Raw genomic sequence first — 23495 nt, 5'->3', positions numbered from 1 at the left:
GGATCGAAGCAGAGACGGTCGCGCCACAAGACGAGTATCGTCCGCGTCGGGCGCGTTTTGCCCGCCTTGTTCAGGCTGGCCCCGCGACGATCAAACTTTCGACGATCAGCGTGTCGGATGCACATGTGGATGAGGATGCCGTCAACATTGCGGCGGCGTTCCTCGGGCTCCAAGGCGCTATGATTGCCGCTACCGACCATCGGAACGCCGGCTTTGCTGTTCTGCATCATGGTGAGGAAGCTTGGTGGCTGCTGTTGCACTGGTGGCTGGAAGGAGGTATCGCGACGCAGAAGCTCTGGCGCGCCGACCTTGCGTCAGGTGGTGCCTTTGCGCCTGCCGACCCGCTCCTCATGGCTTGTGTCTGGGAGTTGTCTGTGATCGATTTTGAACGCCGCGCCTGGATGCGCACCGCAATGGCAGGTAGACCTGTATCGGTCTATCTGGACGATAAATTTCCCGAGGGAACTGCATGACCACGCGTATCGACCGCCGCATGGCGAAGCTAAAAGAAGAAGGCCGTCCGGCACTCGTCACTTATTTCATGGGCGGTGACCCTGATTATGAGACCTCGCTGAGGATCATGAAGGCATTGCCGAAGGCAGGCAGCGATGTGATCGAGCTTGGAATGCCTTTTTCTGATCCCATGGCCGACGGCCCGGCAATCCAGGCTGCCGGCCTGCGCGCTCTGAAAGGCGGTCAGACGCTGGCCAGAACCATGCAAATGGCTTCTGATTTCCGCAAGCAGGATGACGAAACCCCGATCATCCTGATGGGCTATTACAATCCGATCTTCGTCTATGGTGTCGAGCGCTTCCTCGAGGACGCGATAAAAGCAGGCATCGACGGACTGATCGTCGTCGACCTGCCTTCCGAGATGGACAAGGAACTGTGTATTCCTGCGATGAACGCAGGCATGAATTTCATTCGTCTCGCGACGCCCACGACCGATGATAAGCGCATGCCCAAGGTTCTGCAGAACACGTCCGGCTTCGTCTATTACGTGTCGATGACGGGCATTACCGGCTCTGCCCTGCCTGACACGTCGAGGATTGGCGCAGCGGTTGCGCGTATCAAGAGCCATACGGATCTCCCTGTTTGCGTCGGTTTCGGCGTCAAAACGGCGGAGCAGGCCCGCGTGATCGGCGCATCTGCCGATGGCGTCGTGGTCGGCACGGCGATTGTCAACGCAGTCGCCAATGTGCTCGACAAGAATGGCAAGATGACCGCTGACCCGGCAGAGGCCGTGGCAACGCTGGTGAGCGGCCTGTCGGGTGGCGTGCGCCAGGCGCGCCTTGCATCCGCCACACAGGGCTGACACATACTAGCTGAGAAGACAGCGCTCTTTCGTGTGTCCGTAGCGCACGGTGCGTAGTGGAAAAAGCATTATGTGCAAGGCGAGCATGCCTGCCCTGACGCGCCAACACTGGACAAGCAAGCGCGCTTACCCGATAAGAGCCGCCACTGCTGCTTAGGAAGACAAGATGAACTGGATCACCAATTACGTCAGGCCGAAGATCAATTCGATGCTCGGACGCCGCGAAGTGCCGGAAAACCTCTGGATCAAGGATCCCGAGAGCGGTGAAATGGTGTTTCACAAGGATCTGGAAGAAAACCAGTTCGTCATCCCTTCTTCCGGCTATCACATGAAGATCAGCGCGCAGGATCGCCTGAAGCACTTCTTCGATGATGGACGCTACGATACACTGCCCAATCCGAAGGTTGCAGCCGATCCGCTGAAATTCCGTGATGAGAAGCGCTACACGGACCGCATCAAGGACGCACGCGCCAAGACCGGCATGGATGATGCCATAGTCAACGGCGTCGGCCTGCTCGAAGGTGTCAAGGTCGTCGCGACGGTGCAGGACTTCCGCTTCATGGGCGGTTCGCTCGGCATGGCGGCAGGCGATGCGATCATCACTGCCTTCGAAAAGGCCGTGGCCGAGCGCGCGCCGCTCGTTCTCTTCGCCGCCTCGGGCGGTGCTCGCATGCAGGAGGGCATACTTTCGCTGATGCAGCTCGCCCGCACTACCGTTGCAGTCGATCGTCTCAAGGAGTCGGGGCTGCCCTACATCGTTGTCCTGACCAATCCGACCACCGGCGGCGTCACCGCGTCCTACGCAATGCTGGGCGATGTCCATATTGCCGAACCGGGTGCGTTGATCGGCTTTGCCGGACCACGCGTCATCGAGCAGACCATTCGCGAAAAGCTGCCCGAAGGCTTCCAGCGTGCCGAATATCTGATGGAGCATGGCATGGTGGACATGGTCGTGTCGCGCCTTGAAATGCGCAGCACCGTGGCGCGGCTTGTGAAGCTGCTGATGAAGGTGCCGGCAACGGAAATCGCGCCAGCCAAGCAGGAAATCCTGCCGCCGCCAGCCCCGGCGGAAACCGACAAGCACGCCTGATCGACTATTCGGTTGATAGCGAAGGGATACGCAACGCTGCGTATCCCTTTCCTTTTGCCGGTTTGAAAAAGGGGTTCTATGATTCATGGCTTGTGGCAGTGCGTCATGCACGGAGAAGTGAAATGAACCTGAAAAGCGCGGCGGCATTGGAAATTGAGCGGTTGGAGAGCCTGCACCCGAAGGGCTTCGATCTTTCTCTGGATCGCATTCGCCGCCTGATGGAACGCCTCGGCAATCCACATCGCCGTCTTCCGCCCGTCATTCACATTGCCGGCACGAATGGCAAAGGCTCCGCAACCGCCTTCTGTCGTGCGCTTCTGGAAGCGCGGGGGCTTACTGTGCATGTGCACACGTCGCCGCATCTCGTGAACTGGCACGAGCGCTATCGCCTCGCTGGGAAACTTGTTGATGACGATCTTCTTGCTGAAACCATAGCCCGTGTCGCGAAAGCCAATAATGGCGAAGCCATAACGGTCTTTGAAATTCTCACGGCCGTAATGTTCGTGCTTTTTTCAGAACATCCGGCGGATGTTGCCATCGTCGAAGTGGGCCTTGGTGGTCGCTATGATTCCACGAATCTGATCGAGAAGCCTGCCTGCGCGCTGATCATGCCGATCTCGCTCGACCATGAGACTTATCTCGGTGACCGCGTCGAGCTGATTGCCGCCGAAAAGGCCGGCATCATCAAGCGAGGCTTTCCCGTCGTGATCGGCGCACAGGAGTCCGACACAGCTCTGGAAGTGCTCAGTGATACGGCGCTGCGCCTGCAATGCCCGCTCACTGTCTATGGTCAGGATTTCGTGGCGCTCGAAGAAAATGGTCGCATGGTCTATCAGGACGAGCATGGCCTGTTCGATATCAGCCTGCCCGTGCTGCCCGGTCGTCATCAACTTGCCAACGCGGCGGCGGCAATCGCGGCGTGCAAGGCAGCCGGTTTCCCGGTTTCGGCGCGCATGGCGGAAGAGGCAATGCTCAATGTGCGCTGGCCAGGTCGGATGCAGAAGATCGAGGGCGGCAAGCTCACCAGGCTAGCGCCAAGCGGCGCGGAAATCTGGCTCGACGGCGGTCATAATCCCGGGGCGGGCATTGTCGTCGCCGAAGCTCTGGCGGAGCAGGAAGAACGTTTTCCGCGCCCGCTCTTCCTCATCTCCGGCATGCTGAACACGAAGGACCAGACCGGTTATTTCCGCGCCTTCGAAGGCATGGCCCGGCGCGTCTATACCGTGCCGATCACCAGCTCGAATGCAGGTGCGCCGGTCGGTGAACTAGCGGCTCGAGCGATGCAAGCGGGACTTAACGCCGAACCGATCAGCTCGATCGAACATGCCTTGCAGCTTCTGAAGGAGAATTGGGACCCGGACGAGATCGCGCCTCGCATTCTCATCGGCGGATCGCTTTATCTCGTGGGCGAGGCACTGGAACTGAACGGCACGCCCCCCACCTGAAACTTCTGGCAACCAAGAACGCCCGGCACTTTGTCCGGGCGTTCTTAGTTTCACGTCGATATGGATCAGAGGTTGCCCTGCACCCAGCTCGAAAGAGCGCCCTTGGGGGCCGCTCCGACCTTGATATCGGCGACTTCGCCTGCCTTGAAGAGCGCCAAGGTCGGGATGGAACGGACGCCGAACTGAGCTGCCAGTTCCGGGTTCTCATCAATATTGAGCTTGGCGATCTTGGCTTTCCCGGCAACCTCACCTGCAATTTCTTCGAGCGCAGGGGCGATCATCTTGCAGGGACCGCACCATTCGGCCCAGAAATCCACGACGACGGGAACGTCGGAGTTCAGTACTTCTGCCTGGAAATTATTCGTATCGACCTTCACGGTTGCCATGAGAGGCTCCTTTGCCTGATTTTCCGACGCGGAATCGACGCCGGTCGTTGCATTTCATCTGGTGCATATCGAACGTCGGTTCAAGTGTAACGCGCCTGCCACTGTGGACAAGATGGCTTGCTTGTCGTCCCTCCAGTTCCAATTATCTTCAAAGGGATGATTTTAATCGTGTTTTGAACCCTCTATCAAATTGTACAAAGCGCGCTCAGAATTATTCAACGCAAATCCTGAGTGTTGCAGTTTAGAATAATTCTAAGGTTCTGATTTATTACGTTTTTTGACTTCCTGGCTGGAGAGTCGGATTGACTTTCTGCTGCAAGGGGCATTTTAATGTCCCCACGCTCGCAAGCGTATCCTTTGATGTCTTGGCCTTGAACCGGAATGATTGAAGGACGTGCCGCACAAGCTTTGCGCATTTGCGCAGCAACATGTCACATGTTGCCCTTCCAGCTCGTGCCGCTGTCTCACATTTCCTAAAACAGGCCAACCATTCTCCTCCAGAGAGGGCGCGTTTGCGAACTACCGTCTGGCTTACGGTGTCGCGCCCGTAACCCAGACGGCCAGACTGACGGGGCGTTTCTTCCGCCCGTCGGTTCAGTAAGCCGTAAGCTCTTCCATACCCCGCTCCCGAGGGTGGAAGGGTCGCCAACTGAGGACGTGTGTGAATGCTTGTTTGCCAATGCAACCTCATCACCCAGAAAGAGGTTGAGGATACGATCATCGATCTGCTCAACCAGGATCCCTGGCAGCTTATCGTGCCCGCCAAGGTCTATCACGCCATGAAAAAGCGTGGTCGTTGTTGCGGTTGTTTCCCAAATGTGGTCGAAACAATCATCCGGGTCACGGAACAATATCATCGCGACGCGGAGCAGTCGGCCGAGATAATCTGCTATCTCGACCGGGTGAGACAATTGCGCGACGAATTCGGGAGAAAATTCAATGAAAGGCGATCCACGGGTCATAGAGCGGCTTAACGAAGCGCTCTTCCTGGAGCTTGGTGCCGTCAATCAGTACTGGTTGCATTACCGCCTCCTCGACGACTGGGGCTATACGAAGCTTGCCAAGAAAGAACGTGCCGAATCCATCGAGGAAATGCAGCACGCCGACAAACTGATCGAACGCATCATTTTCCTCGAAGGCCATCCGAATCTGCAGTCTGTTGCGCCACTGCGCATCGGTCAGAACGTTCGCGAGGTTCTGGAAAGCGATCTTGCGGGCGAACACGATGCCCGCACCTCCTATAAGAAGTCGCGCGAAATCTGCGAGGAAATTGGCGACTACGTCACCAAGAACCTGTTCGAAGAGCTTCTGGCTGACGAAGAAGGCCATATCGACTTCCTCGAAACGCAACTGGAACTGCTCGACAAGATTGGCGAAGAAAAATACGGTCAGTTGAACGCTGACAGCGCCGACGCGGCCGAGTAGTAACATTGCATGAGAATGATGGCGGTGGAAACCGCCGCCATCATTCTCCTGACTATCGACTAGATGAGCTGACCAAGATCGCTGGCAGCAAGCGCGCGACGAATAATGGCAACAAATTTATCGCCTGCTTGCTCGACACTCCCGCTATTATCGATTGAGACGACCCTCTCCCCTGCAGAGACCGCCTTGCTACGGGACATGCGCGCCGCGACATCATCCGCCGTTTCCCGTCCCCGGTTTGCCAGGCGCTGTACGAGAATTTCAGGCTGTGCCGTGATTTCCACGACGACGACTGTACGGTAGCGATCACGTAGCGCCGGGATTACGGCACGCGACAAGTTCGCAATCACTACACTGCCCTGCGCAATCGCGCTGTCGAGTTCGGTCGGAAGACCGTAATGGAGACCATGCGCTTCCCAAGAAAGAGCAAATGCCCCTGTCTCCCTGGCTGCACAGAAAGCTTCTACGCTAAGCGCCTCGTGATCTTCTCCCGGAGCCGTTGCCGGGCGGGTGATTATGCGACGAGCGAAAAGAACGCTTTCCTTGGAAAACCGTTCGCGTGCGTAGTCAATGACAGTGTCCTTGCCAGCGCCACTAGGTCCGACAACGGCAATGAAGACACCCTTGCCGCCCTGATCCTCGACGGTGAGACGACGTTCATCAAACGGCGTGTGGAGAACGGGGCTGGTCATGCGACACGGTCTCCTTCGCGCCAGACGGTGCGTACGACCGGAACGTGGTCATCGACCCGCACCCGCACCAGGTCGGCGCGGCGGCCGACCTCGATTGCGCCGCGGTCATTGAGACGGATGGCTTCAGCAGGGTTTTTAGTGACCATACGGATGGCTTTTGGCAGATCGACACCATCAACCACTTCGCCGAGATAAAAAGCCGCCTGGATCATGCTGAAAGGGATATAGTCCGATGAGAGGATATCAAGCGTCCCTTCTTCGGCCAGTTCACGTGCCGCGATGTTGCCCGAGTGGGATCCCCCTCGAACGACATTTGGTGCTCCCATGAGGACGCCCATGCCGGCCATGTGTGAGGCTTTCGCCGCCTCCAGCGTGGTCGGAAATTCAGCGACCGCGATGCCCTGCGAAATAGCTTCATCAACATGGGCAATGGTCGCATCATCATGGCTGGCGAGAACAAAGCCTTTCGTCTTCGCCAGTTCCGCGATTGCCTTACGATTTTTGTCGGAGTAAAGCCCCGACTCCTCAACCCGGCGCTTGCAGAAGTCCTCGAACTGCTGATCCGTCATCTTCAGCTTGCCTTTGTAATATACCGCATAGGCGTCAAGGCTGGCGAATTGGCGCTGACCCGGCGCATGATCCATTAAGGATGCAAGGCGCACGCGTGAGTCGTTTTCGAACAGGCGAAAACCCTCCAGGCAGTTATCTGTAGAGACTTCGCAGCGCAGGTGCAGGAAGTGATCGGCGCGCAGACGATTGGCGCGAACACCGTCCTCGATCGCATTGCCAAGCATGCGTATCTCTTCGTGCTGAATATCGCTGTCGCGATCCACGCCGATACGCAGCGCGTCGCACACGGTCGTGATGCCGGCAGTAGCAATCTGTGCATCATGTGCCTGCACGGCAGCAAGCGGGTTCCAGCGAACCTTGGGGCGTGGCGTGTAATGGCTTTCGAGATGGTCGGTATGAAGCTCGACAAGGCCAGGGATGATATACTCGCCGTGCATGTCTTCACCGTTCCGGGGCGAGCCAGTATCGATCTCGGCGATCAGACCGTTACGGATCACCAGCGTGCCGTTGATTTCCTCATCCGGCAAGACGATGCGGGCGTTGGTCAATACGGTTTCGGTCTTCATTTCAGGCAAACTTTCTTTTTTCTTGCTGTCCCAGCGCGTAGTAGGATTGGATATGGAATGGCGCGCCAGGTTCAGGCTCGACGAAAAGCGCGAGGCCCGCGATTTCGAGCGGCTTGTTCAATACCATGTTGAAATGGCTCTCGAGCGCCGCACGCAGTTTTGGCTTGATAGCCGTATCGGCGCGGCCGCTCAGCGTCATGTGAAAGCGGAACGCTTCGAAGACGTAGGGATAGCCCCACTGCATCAGATTGCGGCACTCAAGTTGACTGAGGCCGTCGGGATTACGGCGTTCGATTTCTACTTCCGTCAGTGGAGCGCGGAATGGCTCGAAATGGCTGACGACTTCACCGGCCAAGGTGTTCAGCGCCGCACACGGTTCAGAAGGGACGAGTGCAAAAAAACCGTCGAGATCACCCAGAACAAGCTTGGGTATGGAGAACGGAGATTGCGTTGCAACGAAACGCGACAACGCCGCATCGAGCGCGGCTTCGCTTTCGTTGGCAGCAAGACGAAACGGCGCCTTAAGCGTTGCATGAAAACCGTAACGGCGTGCGGAGGCCGTGTGAAAAGCAACTTCGACTGCCGAGAGTGCACCGCTGGAGGCAGGCGGCGTCAAAGCCCCGGTAAATGCGCTGCGTCCCAGCCATTCCTCGGCCAGCGCCGTCAATATATGATCCCGTGATGGCGTGAAGTAAATGGCGTAGCGCATTTCCGAATCTCCAGATGCGACGCTCTCCAGCCTCGCCTTTACGGTTCGCCTGCAAACCGTCGAATCAATCAAAATTCAAACCAGCTTGCTAGCTGGTTTGAATGACAGAATGACGACTGTGAAACAATGTTTCACGACATTTACGCGCCTTGACCTTCAATGGTGGTTTCGACCGATGAGGCGCGAGCGGATCGCATTGGAGATGTTGTCGAATAGGAACACGACCATCAAGATCAGCAGAACCATATAGGCGACCTTATCCCAGTCCGCATTGGTCCCCATGGCCTCAAGGAGCTTGAGACCGATACCACCGGCGCCGACGGCACCAATAATCGTGGCCGAACGCGTGTTCGATTCCCAGAAGTACAGTGATTGCGAGACAAAGACCGGCAGAACTTGCGGCAGCACGCCAAAGCGGTTGACGTTGACTGTGCTTGCACCCACAGACTTGACGCCTTCGCGCTGCTTGTCATCCACATTTTCCAGCGCTTCCGCATAAACCTTGCCAAGCGCACCCGTATCCGTGAAAAAGATGGCCGCTATGCCAGGGATAGGACCTGGCCCAAAGCCACGGGTGAAGAACAGCGCCCAGATAAGCATGTCGATGGAGCGCAGGAAATCGAAGCTGCGCTTCATGAACCAGTTGGCGGGTCGGCTCTGCGTAATATTGCGGGCCGCGATGAAGGCGAGAGGCAATGCGACGAGTGTGGCAAACAACGTGCCGACAAAGGCCATGACAAGCGTCTGCATCAGCTTGGAGAAAATGTCGGCGTGCTGCCAGACGGTATTGCCTAGGAACTCGTCCTTCATGTAGCCGATGTTGCTGCGCTCAGGATCGATGCGTTCGCCAGCAAAGGCAAGCGCGCCAAGTTCGCCCCAGCTCCTTCCCCAAAACGGCGAGCGCGTGTCGAAGAAGAAGTTCGCCCATCCCATGAAACGCCGCTGGACGAAGACTTGATTTGTCCGGATTTCGGCGCTGCCCTCAAATCCGTAATCCACAACGACCTTGTTGCCGTCCTGGATGATCGCCGCCGGCGCATCAGTCGGAGCGGCAGCAGCATCCTGGGAAATATTGACGGTGTACAGATCGCCGCCGACATAGACATCCACCTTACTCGGCGTGACCTCAAGTCGATCGTTCTGGCTGCCGTACGAAACCGAGTATCCCCCGCTCTGCGTTGGCTGAAGCCAGTCGATATCCGCATCAGCCGGATATTGGCCACGCGTCGACCATTGTGCACGTACCGTGCCATCATCCTCAAAGCGAAGACGAGGTTGAGCACGCCATGAATACCAGTCCTGGAGGTAGACTGATGCACGATCCCAGCGCCCCTGCATGAAGGCCGGACCAATGTTAAACGCGAAAAAACAGACGATGAGATAGGCCAGAATAACACCCGCACCTACGAAAAGGCCGTAGCGCTGCATGAAGCTGCGGTGGAAGATGGCTGGATAGGTGTCGAGAATACGTTCGCGCTCGCTCGCGCTGATCTGCGGGACGGACGGCATCAGACTGCTCCCTTACCGAATGCGAAGGCATGTTCGCCAGTGAGCCGACGACGCAGCCAGGCCGAGAACTGATCGATGACGATAATGCTGATGAGCAACAGGATAATAATGGCATACGTCTTTGCCGCATGGTCGCGACCGATGGCAAGCCGAAACACCTCGCCGATACCTCCGCCACCGACTGCACCGATGATGGTGGAAGCCCGGACATTGATCTCCGCTCTCAGCAGTGCATAGGACACGAAATTCGGCAGAACCTGCGGCACTATGGCGAAACGCACACGTTCGAGCCACGTCGCCCCTGTCGCGCGCAAACCTTCTTCCGGTTTCATGTCGGCATTCTCGACAACCTCGAAGAACAATTTTCCGAGCGCGCCGATCGTGTGGACGGTGATGGCTATGATAGCGGCGATAGGACCGATTGACAGAATCGCGGTCAACAAGCCTGCAACGACGATCTCAGGAAAAGCGCGCATGACTTCCATCGTGCGGCGTGTGAACCAGCGTACGGCCCCAGAACCGACAAGATTGGTTGAAGCAAAGAAGCAGAGTACGAAGGCGATGGCCGTTCCGATGATTGTGGCGATGAGAGCAATGTTGATGGTGATAACAAGCTGATAAATGAAATGCGGAACATAAAGCGTTTCGGTTATGTAAATGCGTTCGGACGTATAATTATATTTCAGCGAGCCATCCGCATAAGGAGACGGCAGGTCGAACATGGCGCGGAGGATTTCCAGCGGACTGTCCGGAACGAAATTGCGCAGGAAGTCGAACGTGTATGGAAGGCGCTCGAAAAATTTTCCGGAGTTGGCATTGTTGGCGAAGTTCATCGAGGCCACGAGAAGAATGGCGAAGATGATCAACGCGAGAACCGTATAGATGCGGCGAACCAGCAGTTGCTGCTGATAATGCTGCATCATGAGTGACGCCGAGGGACCAAGCCCCGCAAAGCTGCTTTGACCGGACTGCGCCATGCCGAACCTTTCCCGAATGAACGAGCGGCACCGTTTCCGGTGCCGCTGCAAGGCTGCCTGAGCTGATTAGCTACCGATAACGGACTTACGAGCGTCGATGATCGTCTGATAGAAAGACTTGTCGACCTTCAGGTAATCCTTGTTGTCGCCGCCGGTGTAGGAGATGAAGCACTCCTTGTCTGTCGTCGGCAGGTTGAAGAAATACTCTTCGATCTTGTCGCGGATGTCCTGTGGAAGCGTATTGCTGACCATCAGCGGACCGTTCGGGATCAAAGGCGACTTCCAGACTTCGACGATGTCGTCGGCATCAAGATTACCCTTGTTTATCATCTGGTGAAGATTGCCGGACGAGTAGCCTTCTGCCCAGGAGCCAACACCCGAACCGAAAGTGGTGCCGACGTCGAACTTGCCATCGAGAACGGCGAGAACGAGGTTTTCATGGCCGCCGCCAAATCCTTCTTCAGAGAAGTATTCCTTGACCGAGACGCCGATTTCCTTTGGAAGAGCGACGTTAGGAACCAGAAAGCCCGATGTGGAATCTGGATCTGCAAAGCCGATCTTCTTGCCCTTGGCGTCGGCAAGCGTCTTGATGCCGGAGTCCTTGCGAGCAACCATGATAGAGTAGTAACCGCTGGAGCCGTCACTCTGCGTGTAGGTCAGGATCGGATCGACCGCACCTGGCTTCTGCAATTCAATTGCAGCGTATGAGGACGCACCCATGGACGCGATATCAATGGTGCCGCCGAGCAGACCCTGGATAACGCCGTTATAGTTAGGCGATGGGAAAATCTGGACGTCTTCAACGCCGGTCGCAGCCTTGAGGCCAGGAACCACACATTCAGTATTGCGGATCATGTCAGCCGCGTTCTCCGAGCCGTCAAGGCCGATGCGCAGAACCTTGACGTCCTGAGCCATGGCCGAACCTGCGACGACGCTCATGGCGACGGCAGCAAGAAGAGCTTTCTTCAACATTGTTTCATCCCCTGTTGATCCGGCCATGCCGGAAGACACCTAGTTGAGTACCTGCCCTTTACGCGGGCGAACGATCTTGGCGAATCCTCATGCTCCGGCTGGTGCCACGAGCTGCGGTTCGACGGATGGCGTAGCTCCCGAAGCGAGCTTGTTTGCTGGTATGTTGATCGAGGTCGAGGTCATGCTCTCATCGATATCGTTGCTCTCACCGCCATAGATTTCGCGAACAGCATCCAGCGTTAGATCGACGGGAGGCCCGTCGAACACGACAGAACCCTTCGACATGCCTATGATCCGCTCGCAATAGGTCCGGGCGGTATCGAGCGTATGCAAATTGGTTATGACGGTGATGCCGTCGCGCTGGTTGATGTCCTTCAGCGCGTCCATGACAATCTTCGCGTTAAGCGGATCCAGCGATGCGATCGGCTCGTCAGCGAGCAACATGCGCGGCTGCTGCATGAGGGCACGGGCAATTGCCACACGCTGCTGCTGACCACCGGACAGAGTGCCAGCCGGCTGCAGTGCAGTCTTCTCGATGCCAAGACGTTCGAGTGCGGCCATAGCCATCATACGTTCTTCATCGGAAAAAATGCTGAGCAGGCTGAGAATTTGCGAACGGTGATTGAGACGACCGAGCATGACATTGGTCAGAACGTCGAGACGAGGTACCAGATTAAACTGCTGAAAGATCATGGCACAGTCGCGCTGCCAGCTACGAAGCCGGGCACCACGCAAGGAAGACACTGCGCGATCGCCGAAATGAATGCCGCCCTCGCTTGTGTCCGCCAGACGATTGATCATACGCAGCAGTGTCGATTTACCAGCACCGGAACGGCCGATAATGCCAACCATCTGCCCCTGTGGGATGCTCAGACTGACGGCGTTAACCGCAATATTCTCGCCAAATCGGCGCGTGACATTGCGAATTTCCAGCATGTGCGATCCTCTTGTTGGCAAAGACCACAAGGTCAATTTCCGAGGCTGACTACCGAAGTTGCATGAAGTTGCTGTGTCAGAGTTGTGTCAGTTCTGTAACGGCTAACGATCCAGGCACGATTCGCAGGGTTTCTCCGGAATTGTTCACAAAAGAAATTTTCGTCTCTCCGGCTATTTCACGGCGACATGTCACTAAACAGTGCGGCGCCCGGCTCTGCCGGTCCGGGCACCGCACTCCACATATAAATTCGCCGGCTAATTTTTCTCATACTTATCAAGAAAGCGTTCTGCTGAGAGAGTGCGAAAATCGTCAAGCGCGGCTCGCAACCGGGCGTGGCTCCAGTCCCACCAGGCTAGCGCCTCATAGCGCACAGCAATCTCTGGATTGAAGCGTCGCCGGATCGGTCTCGCCGGGACGCCGCCGACAATAGTATAGGGTTCAACGTCGCGAGAGACGACAGCACCTGCCCCTACGACCGCTCCATTGCCGATCGTCACACCCGGCAGGATGGTGGAGCCGTGACCGAGCCATGTATCGTGACCGACAATGACGCGACGAGCGCGACGAGCCGCGAAAAAATCATTCTCGTGTTCGGCATCGTCCCAGTAATCGGACGCCCGATAGGTGAAATGATGCAGTGTCGCGCGTTCAACGGGGTGATTGGTCGCGTTAATACGGACATTGGCAGCGATATTGCAGAACTTGCCGATCGTGGCACCCCAGACCATGCCGTCTTCGGTAATATAGGAATAGTCACCCAGTATGCTTTCGGTAATACGTGTGCGTTCGCCGACCGCTGTATAGATCCCGAGTCTCGAATCCACTATGCGGGCCGTCTCGTGGACGGAGGGGCTTATAGAAAGCTTGCTCATTCCGCCGTTTTCCCGGGTGCAAAACGTGTGACGTCGATGACGCTATCGGCCACCTGTTTGCGCGTTTCCGCATCGTGAAAAATACCAAGCATAGCAACGCCGCGGGCTTTCTTCTCGGCTATCAGTTCAACGACCGCGGCCGCATTGGTCGCGTCGAGCGATGCGGTCGGTTCGTCGAGAAGCAGGATCGGATGATCTGTAATGAAGCCACGAGCGATATTGACCCGCTGCTGCTCCCCTCCGGAGAAGGTCGCAGGCGGCAGGTGCCACAGCCGTTCAGGTACATTAAGCCGACGAAGCATCTTCTCAGCCCGCTGCCTCGCCTCCTTGCGTTCCATACCGCGTCCTACCAGTGGATCGGCCACGACATCGAGCGCGGAGACCCGCGGAACAACGCGCAAGAACTGACTCACATAGCCCATTGTATAATTGCGCACGTCGAGAACGGTACGCGGACTCGCAGTTGCCAGATCAACGGCAGCGCCGCGATGGGCCACGACAATATTTCCGGCATCGACCGCGTAATTACCGTAGATCATCTTCAGGACCGAGCTCTTTCCTGCCCCTGAAGGACCGCCAAGCACTGCAAGCTTCCCCGCCTCAAGGAAGAACTCGACGTTACGCACGACGGGCAGCTCAATACCATCGCGCAAATGCATGACGAAGCTCTTGTCGAGGCCGGTAACGATCAGCGGACGGGCCGCTGGAAGGGAGGGCGTATAAAGGGAAACCATGACGTCAGACCTGCAGAATCGAGGAAACGAGAAGCTGGGTGTATGGCGCGCGCGGATCATCCAGAACACGATCCGTCAGACCGTGCTCGATAATGCGCCCGTTCTTCATGACGATCATGCGCTGCGACAGAAGACGGGCGACCGCGAGATCGTGCGTAACGACTACGGCGGCCAAGCCAAGATCAGTGACCAGACCCCGCAGGAGATCAAGCAGCCTCGCCTGCACGGAGACGTCCAGCCCCCCCGTCGGCTCGTCCATGAAAATGAGGCGCGGAGCGGTGACCAGATTCCGTGCGATCTGCAAGCGCTGGCGCATGCCACCGGAAAAAGCGCGCGGCTGATCGTCCACCCGGTCAGCCGCAATTTCCACCCGGCCAAGCCAGTCAATGGCGCTGGAGCGGATATTGCCATAATGGCGGTCGCCCACAGCCATCAGCCGCTCACCTACATTGGCGCCTGCTGAAACCGACATGCGCAGTCCATCGGCCGGATTCTGATGCACGAACCCCCAATCCGTGCGCATCAGCAACCGCCGTTCCGCTTCGCTCATCGCGTAAATGTTGCGCCTCGATCCATCGCGCATCCGATATGTAACCGAACCCGAATTTGGAAGGATCGCCGTCGAGAGGCAATTCAGGAGGGTCGATTTGCCCGAACCGGATTCGCCCACAACGGCCAGCACCTCGCCCGGATAGAGTTCGAAGGAGATATCCTCGCAGCCCTTGCGATTGCCATAGAGCTTGGTCAGTCCCTCAACGCTCAGCAAAACGTCGTCATGTATGGTCATGGCTCAAACCTTTCCTGCCAGATGGCCGGTGTGTCCGTTCGCTCTACGGTCTTCGCAGAAGTCGGTGTCCGAGCAGACAAACATGCGTCCGCCACGGTCGTTTAGAACCACCTCGTCGAGATAGACGCCTTTGGCGGCACAGAGGGCGCAAGGCTCCTCGAAAGTCTGGATCTCGAAGGGATGATCCTCAAAGTCGAGGCTCTCCACGCGAGTGTAGGGTGGCAGTGCGTAGATGCGCTTTTCGCGACCGGCTCCGAATAGCTGCAAGGCGGGAGACATATGCATCTTCGGATTATCAAATTTGGGGATAGGCGATGGATCCATCACATAGCGTCCCTCGACCTTTACCGGGTAGGCATAGGTCGTGGCGATGCGGCCATGACGAGCAATATCCTCATAAAGCTTCACATGCATGAGCCCATACTCTTCCAGCGCATGCATCTTGCGCGTCTCGGTTTCACGCGGCTCAAGAAAACGTAACGGCTCCGGAATCGGCACCTGATAAACCAGAACCTGGCCCTCCGAGAGCGGGTATTCCGGTATGCGGTGACGGGTCTGGATGATAGTGGCGTCCGCCGTGTGCGTGGTCACCGCCACGTTCGCGACCTTCTGGAAGAAGGCCCGGATGGAAACGGCGTTCGTTGTGTCGTCCGCCCCCTGATCGATGACCTTGAGCCGATCATCCGGACCGATGATCGAAGCCGTGACCTGAACACCGCCTGTGCCCCAGCCATAGGGCATTGGCATTTCGCGACTGGCAAACGGCACCTGATAACCGGGAATAGCTATTGCCTTGAGAATGGCGCGGCGGATCATCCGCTTAGTCTGCTCATCCAGATAGGCAAAATTATAGGCTGCAATTTCGCTTTGGGAGGAAACATCTTGCAGGCTCATGCGTTTGACCTCCGATTCGGGGATAATTCTATGGAATTCGGATTTTTCATTGCCATTCTGATCGCCGTGGTGGCGGGCTTCGGTGTCTGGCTGTCATATTGGCTTGGAGAACGAAACGCTTCGCGCAACGGGAAATAAGGCTTCATTCGGCTGCCTCCTGCAGGCCTTGCGCCTTGGCTTTCGCCTCTTGACGCAGGCGCCGCACCAAATCGAGTTCTGCCTGGAAATCCACGTAATGCGGCAGCTTGAGATGCTCCACGAAGCCGGTCGCCTGCACGTTGTCGCAATGCGACAGGACAAATTCCTGATCTTGCGCGGGAGCCGTCACATCTTCGGCGAATTCTTCCGTGCGTAGCGCGCGGTCACATAGGGCCATGGCCATGGCCTTGCGTTCCGATTGGCCAAAGACAAGGCCGTAGCCGCGAGTGAACTGCGGCGGCTGGCTGGCCGACCCCTTAAACTGATTGACCATCTGGCATTCGGTGAGGCGAATGCGGCCAAGCGGGAGGGAAAAATCGAGTTCCGGCACGTCCAGTTCCAGTTCCACCTCGCCGATACGCACTTCGCCAACGAAGGGATGCGAACGGCCGAAGCCACGCTGTGTCGAGTAGGCAAGCGCCAGAAGAAATCCTTCATCGCCACGCGCCAGCGTCTGCAACCTTGCCTCGCGCGCCATAGGATATTCCGGGGAGCTACGGGTAACGTCTACCGGTTCGTCCGAGCTCGCATCACCGTCCGCCTCTATCAGACCTTCGCGCGCCAGGAGGTCAGAGACACGCGCCATCGGTTCGGCGTGCCCTTCCGTCTTACGGAGAGGCGCATCAACCTCTGCCCCCCTTGCCAGTTCAGGATCGAGCAGACGGTGCGTGTAATCAAAAGTCGGCCCCAGCACCTGTCCGCCCGGCAAATCCTTGTAGGTTGCCGAGACACGGCGCTCGACCAGCATGGCGGCGGTATCGACCGGCTTCGAATAGCCGAAGCGTGGCAAAGTCGTGCGATATGCGCGGACGAGGAAAATTGCCTCGATCATGTCGCCACGCGCCTGAAGCAGCGCAAGAGCGGCAAGATCCCGGTCATAAAGCGAACCTTCAGCCATGACGCGATCGACGCCCAACGCAAGCTGTTCAACGATCTGCGATAACTGGAGCGCAGGCAGGTTGCGGTCACCGCGGCGGCGGTCGGCCAACAGACGATGCGCATTCTGGATGGCGGCTTCACCGCCCTTGACAGCGACATACATGGCTCACACCTCCAGAAGATTGATGCGCGTCGTGCGCGGGATGGATAAAAAGCCTTCCGGCCCGCAGAGGATCAGATCGACACCCAGCGGAAAGCGTGCATTGTTGCCTTCCCACTGGGCGACGAAGTTCTCGGGCAAGCCTTTTGGGGAGGCGGTGGAGAATGTTCTTATGCCAGGTCCATTGAGGCGCAGATGCTGACCGCCGGAGAGCGACGGCACCTGCACGATAAGGGTGGCGGAACGATCCGGAAATTCCTGCTCGCCTGGAGCAAATGCCGCAAGATCGGAAAGTTGCATTGCATCACCTGTGAGCACGAAATCGGCGAGCGCCTTGTCATCAACGATGGATGTGCCGCAGTGGAAGCCAAGCCAGGCACGTACGACCTGCGTGTCCAGGTCAGCGTCGAGCCAGAGCGTCGTGTCGTAATCGCAAAGTGTGAGCGCTGCGAGGGCGGCGAGAGGTGTCAGTGGGAGCGGCGGTTTAGCCGACGTGTCGGACCGATGAACCGTGCCAGGTTGCGCCATGGCACCCATGATGGCACGGAAGCCTGCCTGCAGTTCCATGACGGGGTCGACCAATCCGCCTTCAATCGTCTGTTCGGATGCTCTCGTCTGCATCAGTCTTCTCCCCGAACCATGGTGAAGAAGTCGACGCGGGTGGCAGCTGTCTCCCCAATACGTTTCTCATCAAGCTGTTGCTGCTCGGCTTCAAGCGGAGCAATGATGACCTGCTCAACCAGGTCGCGTCTATCCGGGTTCTGCCAGTGTGCGTCGACCAAGGCCGCGATGCGAGCCTTCTTACGATCGGTGCCAAGGCAGTAAGAATGTCCGACCACGCCATCGGCGCTGCGCAAGGAGGCCCTTGTAACGGTTATCTCGCCCACATTGAACGCGCCGCCGCCACCGCCCATACGCCCACGGACTGTCACGAGACCGGTTTCGGGTGCCCGAATATCTAAAGCTTCGGACGGTAGCCCGGCAAAATCGTAAAGCTCCACCAGACGACTACTTGAAGCTTGCGCCAGAACGGCCATGATGCGCCGTCTGGCAGGAGAATGTTGCTTGTCCATTTCTCACCACTTGCGTTATTTGTCTATATGTGTAGACATCTATACAAATTGGTATAGCAAGGTGGGATGACCGAAACATGACAGCAGACGAAAAACCTGCGGTGGCGTCGACGCGTTTACGTAAACAGGGCGGAGTTGCGCTTTGGCGGCAGATTGCCGACGGTATCCGCCAGGGCATTCGCGAGGGCGTGCTCGGCAATGGAGAAAGACTGCCGCCGGAAACGGATTTGGCAGAGCGGTTCGGCGTCAACCGCCATACAGTTCGCAGCGCAATTGCAGCGCTCGTTCAGGAAGGAGTACTACGTGCGGAACAAGGGCGCGGAACTTTCATCCAGAACAAAGAGCGCATCGTCTATCCCATCAGCAAGCGTACGCGGTTTTCACGCGGCATTGACGGTCAAGCACGCAGCACAAGTGGTCGCATGGTTGATTGCCTGACCGAAGTTGCATCTGAAATCGTCGCCACCATGCTGGCGCTTGATCCGAAAAGCCCGGTCGTCAAGCTGAAAAGCGTAAGCTTAGCGGACGGCCTGCCGCTATCCTCCGCTACCAGTTGGTTCGACTCGAGGCGTTTTGAGGGTATCGGTAAAATCTACGAAAAGACCGGTTCGATTACGGCAAGCCTCGCGCATTTTGGGGTCGAAGATTACACGCGGCGCTCGACCACGATATCCGCGCGGCACGCTGACGAAATCGAATGCCGTCTCCTTAGTTTGGCACCGGGAGCAATCGTACTCGTGACTAAGGCCATCAATATCGATGCTAGTGGCAAACCAATTCAGTTTTCCATCACCCGGTTCGTAGCCGATCGCGTCGAATTGTCAGTTTCTCCTGAAGAAAAACTGGAAGCGTTGTAAACGATCCTTATGCATACCATCGTCTCCTTACCCGCCCTCCCCGTCACTGCCGTTCTCGGCGATCTTACCCATGTTCTCGAACATAAGGGATGTGCAGTACTGGTGGCGCCGCCTGGTGCCGGCAAGACGACATTGGTTCCCTTGCATCTCCTGCAACAGCGTTGGCGCGGGAATGGCAAGATCATCGTGCTGGAGCCGCGTCGACTGGCGGCGCGTGCGGCGGCACGGCGCATGGCAAGCCTGCTTGGCGAAAAGGTCGGGGAGACCGTCGGCTACGCGATGCGTCTCGATAGCCGCCAATCTGCAAAGACCGGAATTCTGGTCGTTACCGAGGGCGTCTTCGCCCGCATGGTCCTCGATGATCCCGAACTGGCAGGCATTGCGTGTGTCGTTTTTGACGAGTTCCACGAACGGTCGCTCGATGCTGATTTTGGGCTGGCCCTCACGCTGGATGTCCGCGGCGCGCTGCGGCCAGATCTCCGGCTCCTGGTCATGTCGGCAACGCTGGACGGCGCACGTGTGGCGCAATTATTGGACGGCGCACCTATAATTGAAAGCCAAGGCCGCGCCTATCCAGTCGAAATTCGCTATCGTAACAGGGATGCGGCGACAAAAATCGAGGATGCAATGGCATCTGCCATTCGGAGCGTTCTTGCAGAAGAGGAGGGGAGCATCCTCGCCTTTCTGCCCGGTCAACGTGAAATAGAACGTTGCATGGAACGATTGACCGGAAATCTGCTACCGAGCGTTGATCTGGTTCCGCTCTTTGGCCAGCTCGACGGCAAGTCGCAGGATGCAGCGATCCAGCCACCCCCCGCAGGCCGGCGCAAGGTGGTGCTGGCAACCTCCATTGCCGAAAGCGCGATTACCATTGATGGCGTGCGCATAGTGATCGACTCCGGATTGGCGCGGTTGCCGAAATACGAGCCAGCCACCGGCCTGACGCGACTGGAGACGTTGCGCGTATCGCGGGCATCTGCCGATCAACGTGCAGGCCGCGCCGGTCGCACCCAGGAAGGCATCGCGATACGGCTCTGGCGCTCGGAACTGACGAATTCCCTGCCCGCTTTCGCGCCTCCCGAAATCCTCGAAGCCGACCTGACCGGATTGTTGCTGGACGCCGCTGCCTTCGGCATCACCGATCTGTCGACGCTTTCCTTTCTCGATGAACCGCCGACGCCTGCACTTTCCGAAGCGCGCAAGACGTTGATCGCGCTCGGGGCAACCGACGCAGGCGGACGCCTGACCGAAAAGGGCAAGCTCATACGCACGCTTGCCCTGCCGGTCGGTCTCGCCAACATGGTCGCAACTGCTACCGAACACGGTCAGGCGGGCAAAGCTGCACGTCTTGCGGTGATGCTGACGGAGCGCGGTCTTGGCGGCACATCTGCCGATATCGAGCACCGCTTCCGTCGGTTCGAAATGGAAAAAGGTCCTCGTGCGGAAAGCGCACGTGCTCTCGCCAGGCGCATCGCCTCATCCCTGCCGCAGAGCGCCCTGCGCACCGATCTTTCCGTTGCCGCGCTTCTGCTCCTCGCCTATCCTGAACGCGTCGCACGTAACCGCGGCGGGCGCGGACGCTATGTACTCGCCAACGGACGCGGTGCGGTGCTCGACGAGAATGACGCGCTGGCAGGCTCTGAATGGCTGGCAATCGCTGACATGCAGGGCAAGGCGCAAGGCGCACGCATCACCGCCGCCGCCGAACTTTCGGAATTCGATGTGCGTAGCTTGCTCGGACACATGATCGAACGCCGGGATGAGGGCTTCTACGACCGCGAGCGCAAAGCCCTGCGCCGACGCACCGTCGAGCGTCTTGGCGCAATCATCCTCGCCGAGCGTATGCTGCCAGTAGAGAAGGGCGACGAGGCCGATCGCGCACTGATCGATGTCGTCCGTCAGGAAGGCATCGCCATTCTTCCCTTCGGCCAAATGGCACAGTCCCTGCTTGAGCGTTTGACATGGCTGCATGAAACATTGGGGGCGCCGTGGCCCGACATGGCGGAAAAGGAACTGCTCGCAACACTGGACGATTGGTTTCTCCCCTTCCTGAAAGGCGATACGAGTCTTGGCGCGCTTAGCCAAGATCAGCTCTGCAACGGCTTGCGTTACCGCGTGCCTTTTGAAATAGCGCAAAATATCGACCGGCTGGCCCCCACGCATTTCAGAGCGCCAACGGGCAACAGCCTGCCACTGCGCTATGAGAACGGCGAAGTCGTGCTGGCCGTCCGTGTGCAGGAACTGTTCGGGTTGAACAATCACCCGACCGTTGGCGCCACCCGCGTACCCTTAACGTTGGAGCTTCTTTCGCCAGCCCATCGGCCTCTGCAGAAAACACGCGACCTCCCGGGCTTCTGGAACGGCTCCTGGATGGACGTTCGGGCCGACATGCGCGGGCGTTATCCCAAGCATGTCTGGCCAGAAAATCCGGCAGAAGCGCAAGCGACAGCCAAGGCAAAGCCCCGCGTCAAATAGACACTTTTACAATTGCAGGTTCAGGCGCATAAGGGACGCATCATGCAGGAAGCTCGCACACCCGATCCTCAGCAAAGTCAACGTTTACGTGTCAACACGCTGATCCGGCTGCGCTGGCTTGCCATTATCGGCCAGACTGCAGCCGTTCTCTTCGTCGCCTTCTGGCTGAACTTCCCGATGCCGGTTGCCCTTTGCCTCGGGCTCATCGGGATTTTGGCAGCGCTCAATCTCTTCCTGATTTATCATTACCCGGCTTCACACCGACTAACGCCATTGACGGCGTTCGCATTGATGACCTTCGATGCGCTGCAGCTGGCTGCGCTTCTTTATCTGACCGGCGGACTGACCAACCCGTTCTCGGTGCTGCTCGTCGTGCCGGTCGTTATTTCGGCAGCTTCCTTACCGTTGCGCATGACGATCACTCTGGGCATTTTCGTCATTGGGCTGACAACCGCGCTCAGTACCTATCATTATCCGTTGCCGTGGCAGGGCGAACCCATCCTTATTCCTCTGCTCTATATTGCAGGCATCTGGGTGGCGGTGGTTTCCACTATCGTATTCACCGCCGTTTATTCATGGCGCGTGGCACAGGAATCCCGACTTCTTGCCAATGCCCTTGCCGCCACGGAAATCATCTTGCAACGGGAGCAGCACCTTTCCGCACTGGATGGCCTTGCCGCAGCCGCGGCCCACGAACTCGGCACTCCGCTGGCGACGATCTCGCTGGTTGCAAAGGAGATGCAGAGGGCACTGGGAGAGGATGAGCGTTACGGCGAGGATGTTGCATTGCTTCGATCGCAAAGCGAGCGTTGCCGTGAAATCCTCAAGCGACTGACCAGTCTTTCCAGCGAAGGCGAAGCACATCTCGCACATCTCCCCCTCACATCGATGCTTGAAGAGGTCAGCGCCCCGCATCGGGACTTCGGCATCCGCATCATCAAACGCGAAGGCGTCATCGATGGGCCAGAACCTGTCGCCAAACGCAATGCGGGTGTTCTCTACGGCCTCGGCAATCTCGTCGAGAACGCCGTCGATTTCGCCTCCGAAAAAGTCTTCATTCGCTGGGGATGGAACGCGCAGACCGTCCGCATCGAAATCAGCGACGACGGTCGGGGCTTCACGCTCGATATTCTCGATCGCATTGGCGAACCCTATATGAGTACACGTGAAGGCGACGAGATGGGCGGAGGCCTTGGCCTGGGTCTCTTCATCGCCAAGACGCTTCTGGAGCGCTCAGGCGCCACCCTCACGTTCGGCAACAGCCTGGAACCTGGCATCGGAGCCGTCGTATCGATCGTCTGGCCGCGTCACCTGTTCGTTGAGCCGGAACCGCAGGGAAATACTCCAGTTGGCACCCGGGCATGAACCGTCTTATGATGAGAGCGACAAGATTATGACTATGGATGCAGACATGACCGACGAAGAGCTTGAAACAGGCGGTCTCGGCAGAGATCCTACCCTGCTGATCGTCGAGGATGACAAGCCGTTCTCCTCGCGCTTGGCACGCGCTATGGAAAGCCGCGGCTTCACGGTTTCGGTTGCGGAAAATGTCGCCGAAGCGCTTGCCAAGATAAAAGCTGGCGCACCGGCTTATGCAGTTGTCGATATGCGGCTCGGCGACGGAAACGGCCTGGACGTCGTGAAGGCGATCCACGAGAAGCGCGAAGACTGTCGCGCGATCATCCTGACCGGTTACGGCAATATTGCTACAGCGGTGACGGCCGTCAAACTAGGCGCAATCGACTACCTGTCGAAGCCTGCCGATGCGGATGAGGTTTACAAGGCTCTGATAGGGAGTGCCGACGATACGGCTTCGCCGCCGGAGAACCCGATGTCTGCTGACCGCGTCCGTTGGGAACATATTCAACGAGTCTATGAGATGTGCGAACGTAACGTTTCCGAGACAGCACGTCGGCTCAACATGCATCGCCGCACATTGCAGCGGATACTGGCCAAGCGCGCGCCGAGATAGC

At 57.7% G+C, this 23495-nt stretch carries 25 protein-coding genes; 10 read left to right on the top strand and 15 right to left on the bottom strand.

The features are described 5' to 3' along the window. Positions 1-2: 2 nt before the first annotated feature. The 4 genes from IE151_RS17875 (at position 3) to IE151_RS05230 (ending at position 3850) form a co-directional block, all read left to right on the top strand. The gene (locus IE151_RS17875; RefSeq protein WP_210310866.1) at positions 3-473 is read left to right on the top strand and encodes a hypothetical protein; all 471 of its coding nucleotides are present in this window, start codon (positions 3-5) and stop codon (positions 471-473) included. Further along, positions 470-1315, top strand: coding sequence for a tryptophan synthase subunit alpha (gene trpA / locus IE151_RS05240; protein ID WP_189488629.1), 846 nt, complete (start codon positions 470-472; stop codon positions 1313-1315). Before IE151_RS17875 ends, trpA begins: the two co-directional genes overlap by 4 nt. A 166-nt stretch (positions 1316-1481) precedes the next feature. After that, positions 1482-2405: an acetyl-CoA carboxylase, carboxyltransferase subunit beta gene (accD, locus tag IE151_RS05235; RefSeq protein ID WP_189488628.1), complete on the top strand. Its 924-nt coding sequence runs from the start codon at positions 1482-1484 to the stop codon at positions 2403-2405. Between the two features lie 122 nt (positions 2406-2527). Next, positions 2528-3850: a bifunctional folylpolyglutamate synthase/dihydrofolate synthase gene (locus IE151_RS05230; RefSeq protein ID WP_189488627.1), complete on the top strand. Its 1323-nt coding sequence runs from the start codon at positions 2528-2530 to the stop codon at positions 3848-3850. Positions 3851-3915: 65 nt separating this feature from the next. Here the strand turns inward: IE151_RS05230 and trxA are convergent, their stop codons facing one another. After that, the gene (gene trxA, locus IE151_RS05225) at positions 3916-4236 is read right to left on the bottom strand and encodes a thioredoxin (RefSeq protein WP_189488626.1); all 321 of its coding nucleotides are present in this window, start codon (positions 4234-4236) and stop codon (positions 3916-3918) included. Positions 4237-4901: 665 nt separating this feature from the next. On the opposite strand from trxA, the gene IE151_RS05220 reads away from it, so the two are divergent. Both IE151_RS05220 and bfr read left to right on the top strand, forming a co-directional pair. After that, positions 4902-5210 (top strand): (2Fe-2S)-binding protein, encoded by a 309-nt coding sequence (locus IE151_RS05220; RefSeq protein WP_189488625.1) that lies wholly within the window; start codon positions 4902-4904, stop codon positions 5208-5210. Next, the gene (bfr, locus tag IE151_RS05215) at positions 5176-5661 is read left to right on the top strand and encodes a bacterioferritin (protein WP_189488623.1); all 486 of its coding nucleotides are present in this window, start codon (positions 5176-5178) and stop codon (positions 5659-5661) included. Before IE151_RS05220 ends, bfr begins: the two co-directional genes overlap by 35 nt. Before the next feature lie 59 nt (positions 5662-5720). Here the strand turns inward: bfr and phnN are convergent, their stop codons facing one another. From phnN to phnG, 14 genes are all read right to left on the bottom strand, one after another. Next, entirely contained in the window at positions 5721-6353 is a 633-nt protein-coding gene (gene phnN / locus IE151_RS05210) for a phosphonate metabolism protein/1,5-bisphosphokinase (PRPP-forming) PhnN (protein ID WP_189488621.1), read from the bottom strand. Further along, complete coding sequence (locus IE151_RS05205; protein ID WP_189488619.1) at positions 6350-7489, bottom strand: alpha-D-ribose 1-methylphosphonate 5-triphosphate diphosphatase; 1140 nt, start codon at positions 7487-7489, stop codon at positions 6350-6352. The genes phnN and IE151_RS05205 overlap by 4 nt, the downstream gene beginning before the upstream one ends. A 1-nt stretch (position 7490) precedes the next feature. Next, positions 7491-8198 carry a DUF1045 domain-containing protein gene (locus tag IE151_RS05200; protein WP_189488617.1) on the bottom strand — a complete coding sequence of 236 codons (708 nt, stop codon included), beginning with the start codon at positions 8196-8198 and terminating at the stop codon, positions 7491-7493. Between the two features lie 156 nt (positions 8199-8354). Then, complete coding sequence (phnE, locus tag IE151_RS05195; RefSeq protein WP_189488615.1) at positions 8355-9707, bottom strand: phosphonate ABC transporter, permease protein PhnE; 1353 nt, start codon at positions 9705-9707, stop codon at positions 8355-8357. Further along, positions 9707-10684, bottom strand: a complete 978-nt coding sequence (gene phnE / locus IE151_RS05190; protein WP_189488613.1) for a phosphonate ABC transporter, permease protein PhnE — start codon at positions 10682-10684, stop codon at positions 9707-9709. Before phnE (IE151_RS05190) ends, phnE (IE151_RS05195) begins: the two co-directional genes overlap by 1 nt. A gap of 66 nt (positions 10685-10750) precedes the next feature. Further along, positions 10751-11656, bottom strand: a complete 906-nt coding sequence (gene phnD, locus IE151_RS05185) for a phosphonate ABC transporter substrate-binding protein (RefSeq protein WP_189488611.1) — start codon at positions 11654-11656, stop codon at positions 10751-10753. Positions 11657-11743: 87 nt separating this feature from the next. Continuing rightward, positions 11744-12592 (bottom strand): phosphonate ABC transporter ATP-binding protein, encoded by an 849-nt coding sequence (gene phnC / locus IE151_RS05180; RefSeq protein ID WP_189488609.1) that lies wholly within the window; start codon positions 12590-12592, stop codon positions 11744-11746. A 255-nt stretch (positions 12593-12847) separates the two neighbouring features. After that, entirely contained in the window at positions 12848-13465 is a 618-nt protein-coding gene (locus IE151_RS05175) for a DapH/DapD/GlmU-related protein (protein WP_189488607.1), read from the bottom strand. Continuing rightward, entirely contained in the window at positions 13462-14199 is a 738-nt protein-coding gene (gene phnL, locus IE151_RS05170; RefSeq protein ID WP_244636618.1) for a phosphonate C-P lyase system protein PhnL, read from the bottom strand. Before phnL ends, IE151_RS05175 begins: the two co-directional genes overlap by 4 nt. A 4-nt stretch (positions 14200-14203) precedes the next feature. Then, a complete protein-coding gene (phnK, locus tag IE151_RS05165) occupies positions 14204-14980 on the bottom strand; it encodes a phosphonate C-P lyase system protein PhnK (RefSeq protein ID WP_382344882.1) in 777 nt (258 codons plus the stop codon). A gap of 9 nt (positions 14981-14989) precedes the next feature. Further along, positions 14990-15880, bottom strand: a complete 891-nt coding sequence (locus IE151_RS05160) for an alpha-D-ribose 1-methylphosphonate 5-phosphate C-P-lyase PhnJ (RefSeq protein WP_189488600.1) — start codon at positions 15878-15880, stop codon at positions 14990-14992. Positions 15881-16022: 142 nt separating this feature from the next. Then, positions 16023-17120, bottom strand: a complete 1098-nt coding sequence (locus IE151_RS05155) for a carbon-phosphorus lyase complex subunit (protein ID WP_189488598.1) — start codon at positions 17118-17120, stop codon at positions 16023-16025. 3 nt (positions 17121-17123) lie between these two features. Further along, complete coding sequence (gene phnH / locus IE151_RS05150) at positions 17124-17738, bottom strand: phosphonate C-P lyase system protein PhnH (protein WP_189488596.1); 615 nt, start codon at positions 17736-17738, stop codon at positions 17124-17126. Further along, the gene (phnG, locus tag IE151_RS05145) at positions 17738-18190 is read right to left on the bottom strand and encodes a phosphonate C-P lyase system protein PhnG (protein WP_189488594.1); all 453 of its coding nucleotides are present in this window, start codon (positions 18188-18190) and stop codon (positions 17738-17740) included. The genes phnH and phnG overlap by 1 nt, the downstream gene beginning before the upstream one ends. Before the next feature lie 77 nt (positions 18191-18267). Here phnG and phnF point away from each other — a divergent pair, with 77 nt between their 5' ends. Genes phnF through IE151_RS05125 form a run of 4 tightly spaced genes read left to right on the top strand, consistent with a single transcriptional unit; the run spans position 18268 to position 23494 of the window. Further along, on the top strand, positions 18268-19047 hold the full coding sequence (gene phnF, locus IE151_RS05140) for a phosphonate metabolism transcriptional regulator PhnF (RefSeq protein ID WP_189488592.1): 780 nt from the start codon (positions 18268-18270) through the stop codon (positions 19045-19047). 18 nt (positions 19048-19065) lie between these two features. Further along, complete coding sequence (gene hrpB, locus IE151_RS05135) at positions 19066-21522, top strand: ATP-dependent helicase HrpB (protein ID WP_189489045.1); 2457 nt, start codon at positions 19066-19068, stop codon at positions 21520-21522. A gap of 42 nt (positions 21523-21564) precedes the next feature. Continuing rightward, on the top strand, positions 21565-22887 hold the full coding sequence (locus tag IE151_RS05130; protein WP_189488590.1) for an ActS/PrrB/RegB family redox-sensitive histidine kinase: 1323 nt from the start codon (positions 21565-21567) through the stop codon (positions 22885-22887). A 46-nt stretch (positions 22888-22933) separates the two neighbouring features. Next, positions 22934-23494 (top strand): ActR/PrrA/RegA family redox response regulator transcription factor, encoded by a 561-nt coding sequence (locus tag IE151_RS05125; protein WP_189488580.1) that lies wholly within the window; start codon positions 22934-22936, stop codon positions 23492-23494. Position 23495: the final 1 nt, after the last annotated feature.

This window comes from Limoniibacter endophyticus (genome assembly GCF_014652835.1).
Taxonomy (GTDB): Bacteria; Pseudomonadota; Alphaproteobacteria; order Rhizobiales; family Rhizobiaceae; genus Limoniibacter; species Limoniibacter endophyticus.
The sequence above is the reverse complement of the archived record's forward strand: the minus strand, read 5'-3'. Positions and strand labels throughout refer to the sequence as shown.

What these genes read in the sequence shown, in the direction of transcription:
- phnE (WP_189488613.1), bottom strand. Translation starts at nt 10,684, where the DNA reads ATGGCGCAGTCCGGTCAAAGCAGCTTTGCGGGGCTTGGTCCCTCGGCG.
- phnH (WP_189488596.1), bottom strand. Translation starts at nt 17,738, where the DNA reads ATGCAGACGAGAGCATCCGAACAGACGATTGAAGGCGGATTGGTCGAC.
- IE151_RS05130 (WP_189488590.1), top strand. Translation starts at nt 21,565, where the DNA reads ATGCAGGAAGCTCGCACACCCGATCCTCAGCAAAGTCAACGTTTACGT.
- trpA (WP_189488629.1), top strand. Translation starts at nt 470, where the DNA reads ATGACCACGCGTATCGACCGCCGCATGGCGAAGCTAAAAGAAGAAGGC.
- IE151_RS05220 (WP_189488625.1), top strand. Translation starts at nt 4,902, where the DNA reads ATGCTTGTTTGCCAATGCAACCTCATCACCCAGAAAGAGGTTGAGGAT.
- phnF (WP_189488592.1), top strand. Translation starts at nt 18,268, where the DNA reads ATGACAGCAGACGAAAAACCTGCGGTGGCGTCGACGCGTTTACGTAAA.
- IE151_RS05200 (WP_189488617.1), bottom strand. Translation starts at nt 8,198, where the DNA reads ATGCGCTACGCCATTTACTTCACGCCATCACGGGATCATATATTGACG.
- phnD (WP_189488611.1), bottom strand. Translation starts at nt 11,656, where the DNA reads ATGTTGAAGAAAGCTCTTCTTGCTGCCGTCGCCATGAGCGTCGTCGCA.
- IE151_RS05160 (WP_189488600.1), bottom strand. Translation starts at nt 15,880, where the DNA reads ATGAGCCTGCAAGATGTTTCCTCCCAAAGCGAAATTGCAGCCTATAAT.
- IE151_RS05155 (WP_189488598.1), bottom strand. Translation starts at nt 17,120, where the DNA reads ATGTATGTCGCTGTCAAGGGCGGTGAAGCCGCCATCCAGAATGCGCAT.
- IE151_RS05230 (WP_189488627.1), top strand. Translation starts at nt 2,528, where the DNA reads ATGAACCTGAAAAGCGCGGCGGCATTGGAAATTGAGCGGTTGGAGAGC.
- bfr (WP_189488623.1), top strand. Translation starts at nt 5,176, where the DNA reads ATGAAAGGCGATCCACGGGTCATAGAGCGGCTTAACGAAGCGCTCTTC.
- trxA (WP_189488626.1), bottom strand. Translation starts at nt 4,236, where the DNA reads ATGGCAACCGTGAAGGTCGATACGAATAATTTCCAGGCAGAAGTACTG.
- phnC (WP_189488609.1), bottom strand. Translation starts at nt 12,592, where the DNA reads ATGCTGGAAATTCGCAATGTCACGCGCCGATTTGGCGAGAATATTGCG.
- phnN (WP_189488621.1), bottom strand. Translation starts at nt 6,353, where the DNA reads ATGACCAGCCCCGTTCTCCACACGCCGTTTGATGAACGTCGTCTCACC.
- IE151_RS05205 (WP_189488619.1), bottom strand. Translation starts at nt 7,489, where the DNA reads ATGAAGACCGAAACCGTATTGACCAACGCCCGCATCGTCTTGCCGGAT.
- phnG (WP_189488594.1), bottom strand. Translation starts at nt 18,190, where the DNA reads ATGGACAAGCAACATTCTCCTGCCAGACGGCGCATCATGGCCGTTCTG.
- IE151_RS05125 (WP_189488580.1), top strand. Translation starts at nt 22,934, where the DNA reads ATGACCGACGAAGAGCTTGAAACAGGCGGTCTCGGCAGAGATCCTACC.
- IE151_RS05175 (WP_189488607.1), bottom strand. Translation starts at nt 13,465, where the DNA reads ATGAGCAAGCTTTCTATAAGCCCCTCCGTCCACGAGACGGCCCGCATA.
- accD (WP_189488628.1), top strand. Translation starts at nt 1,482, where the DNA reads ATGAACTGGATCACCAATTACGTCAGGCCGAAGATCAATTCGATGCTC.
- phnE (WP_189488615.1), bottom strand. Translation starts at nt 9,707, where the DNA reads ATGCCGTCCGTCCCGCAGATCAGCGCGAGCGAGCGCGAACGTATTCTC.
- phnL (WP_244636618.1), bottom strand. Translation starts at nt 14,199, where the DNA reads ATGGTTTCCCTTTATACGCCCTCCCTTCCAGCGGCCCGTCCGCTGATC.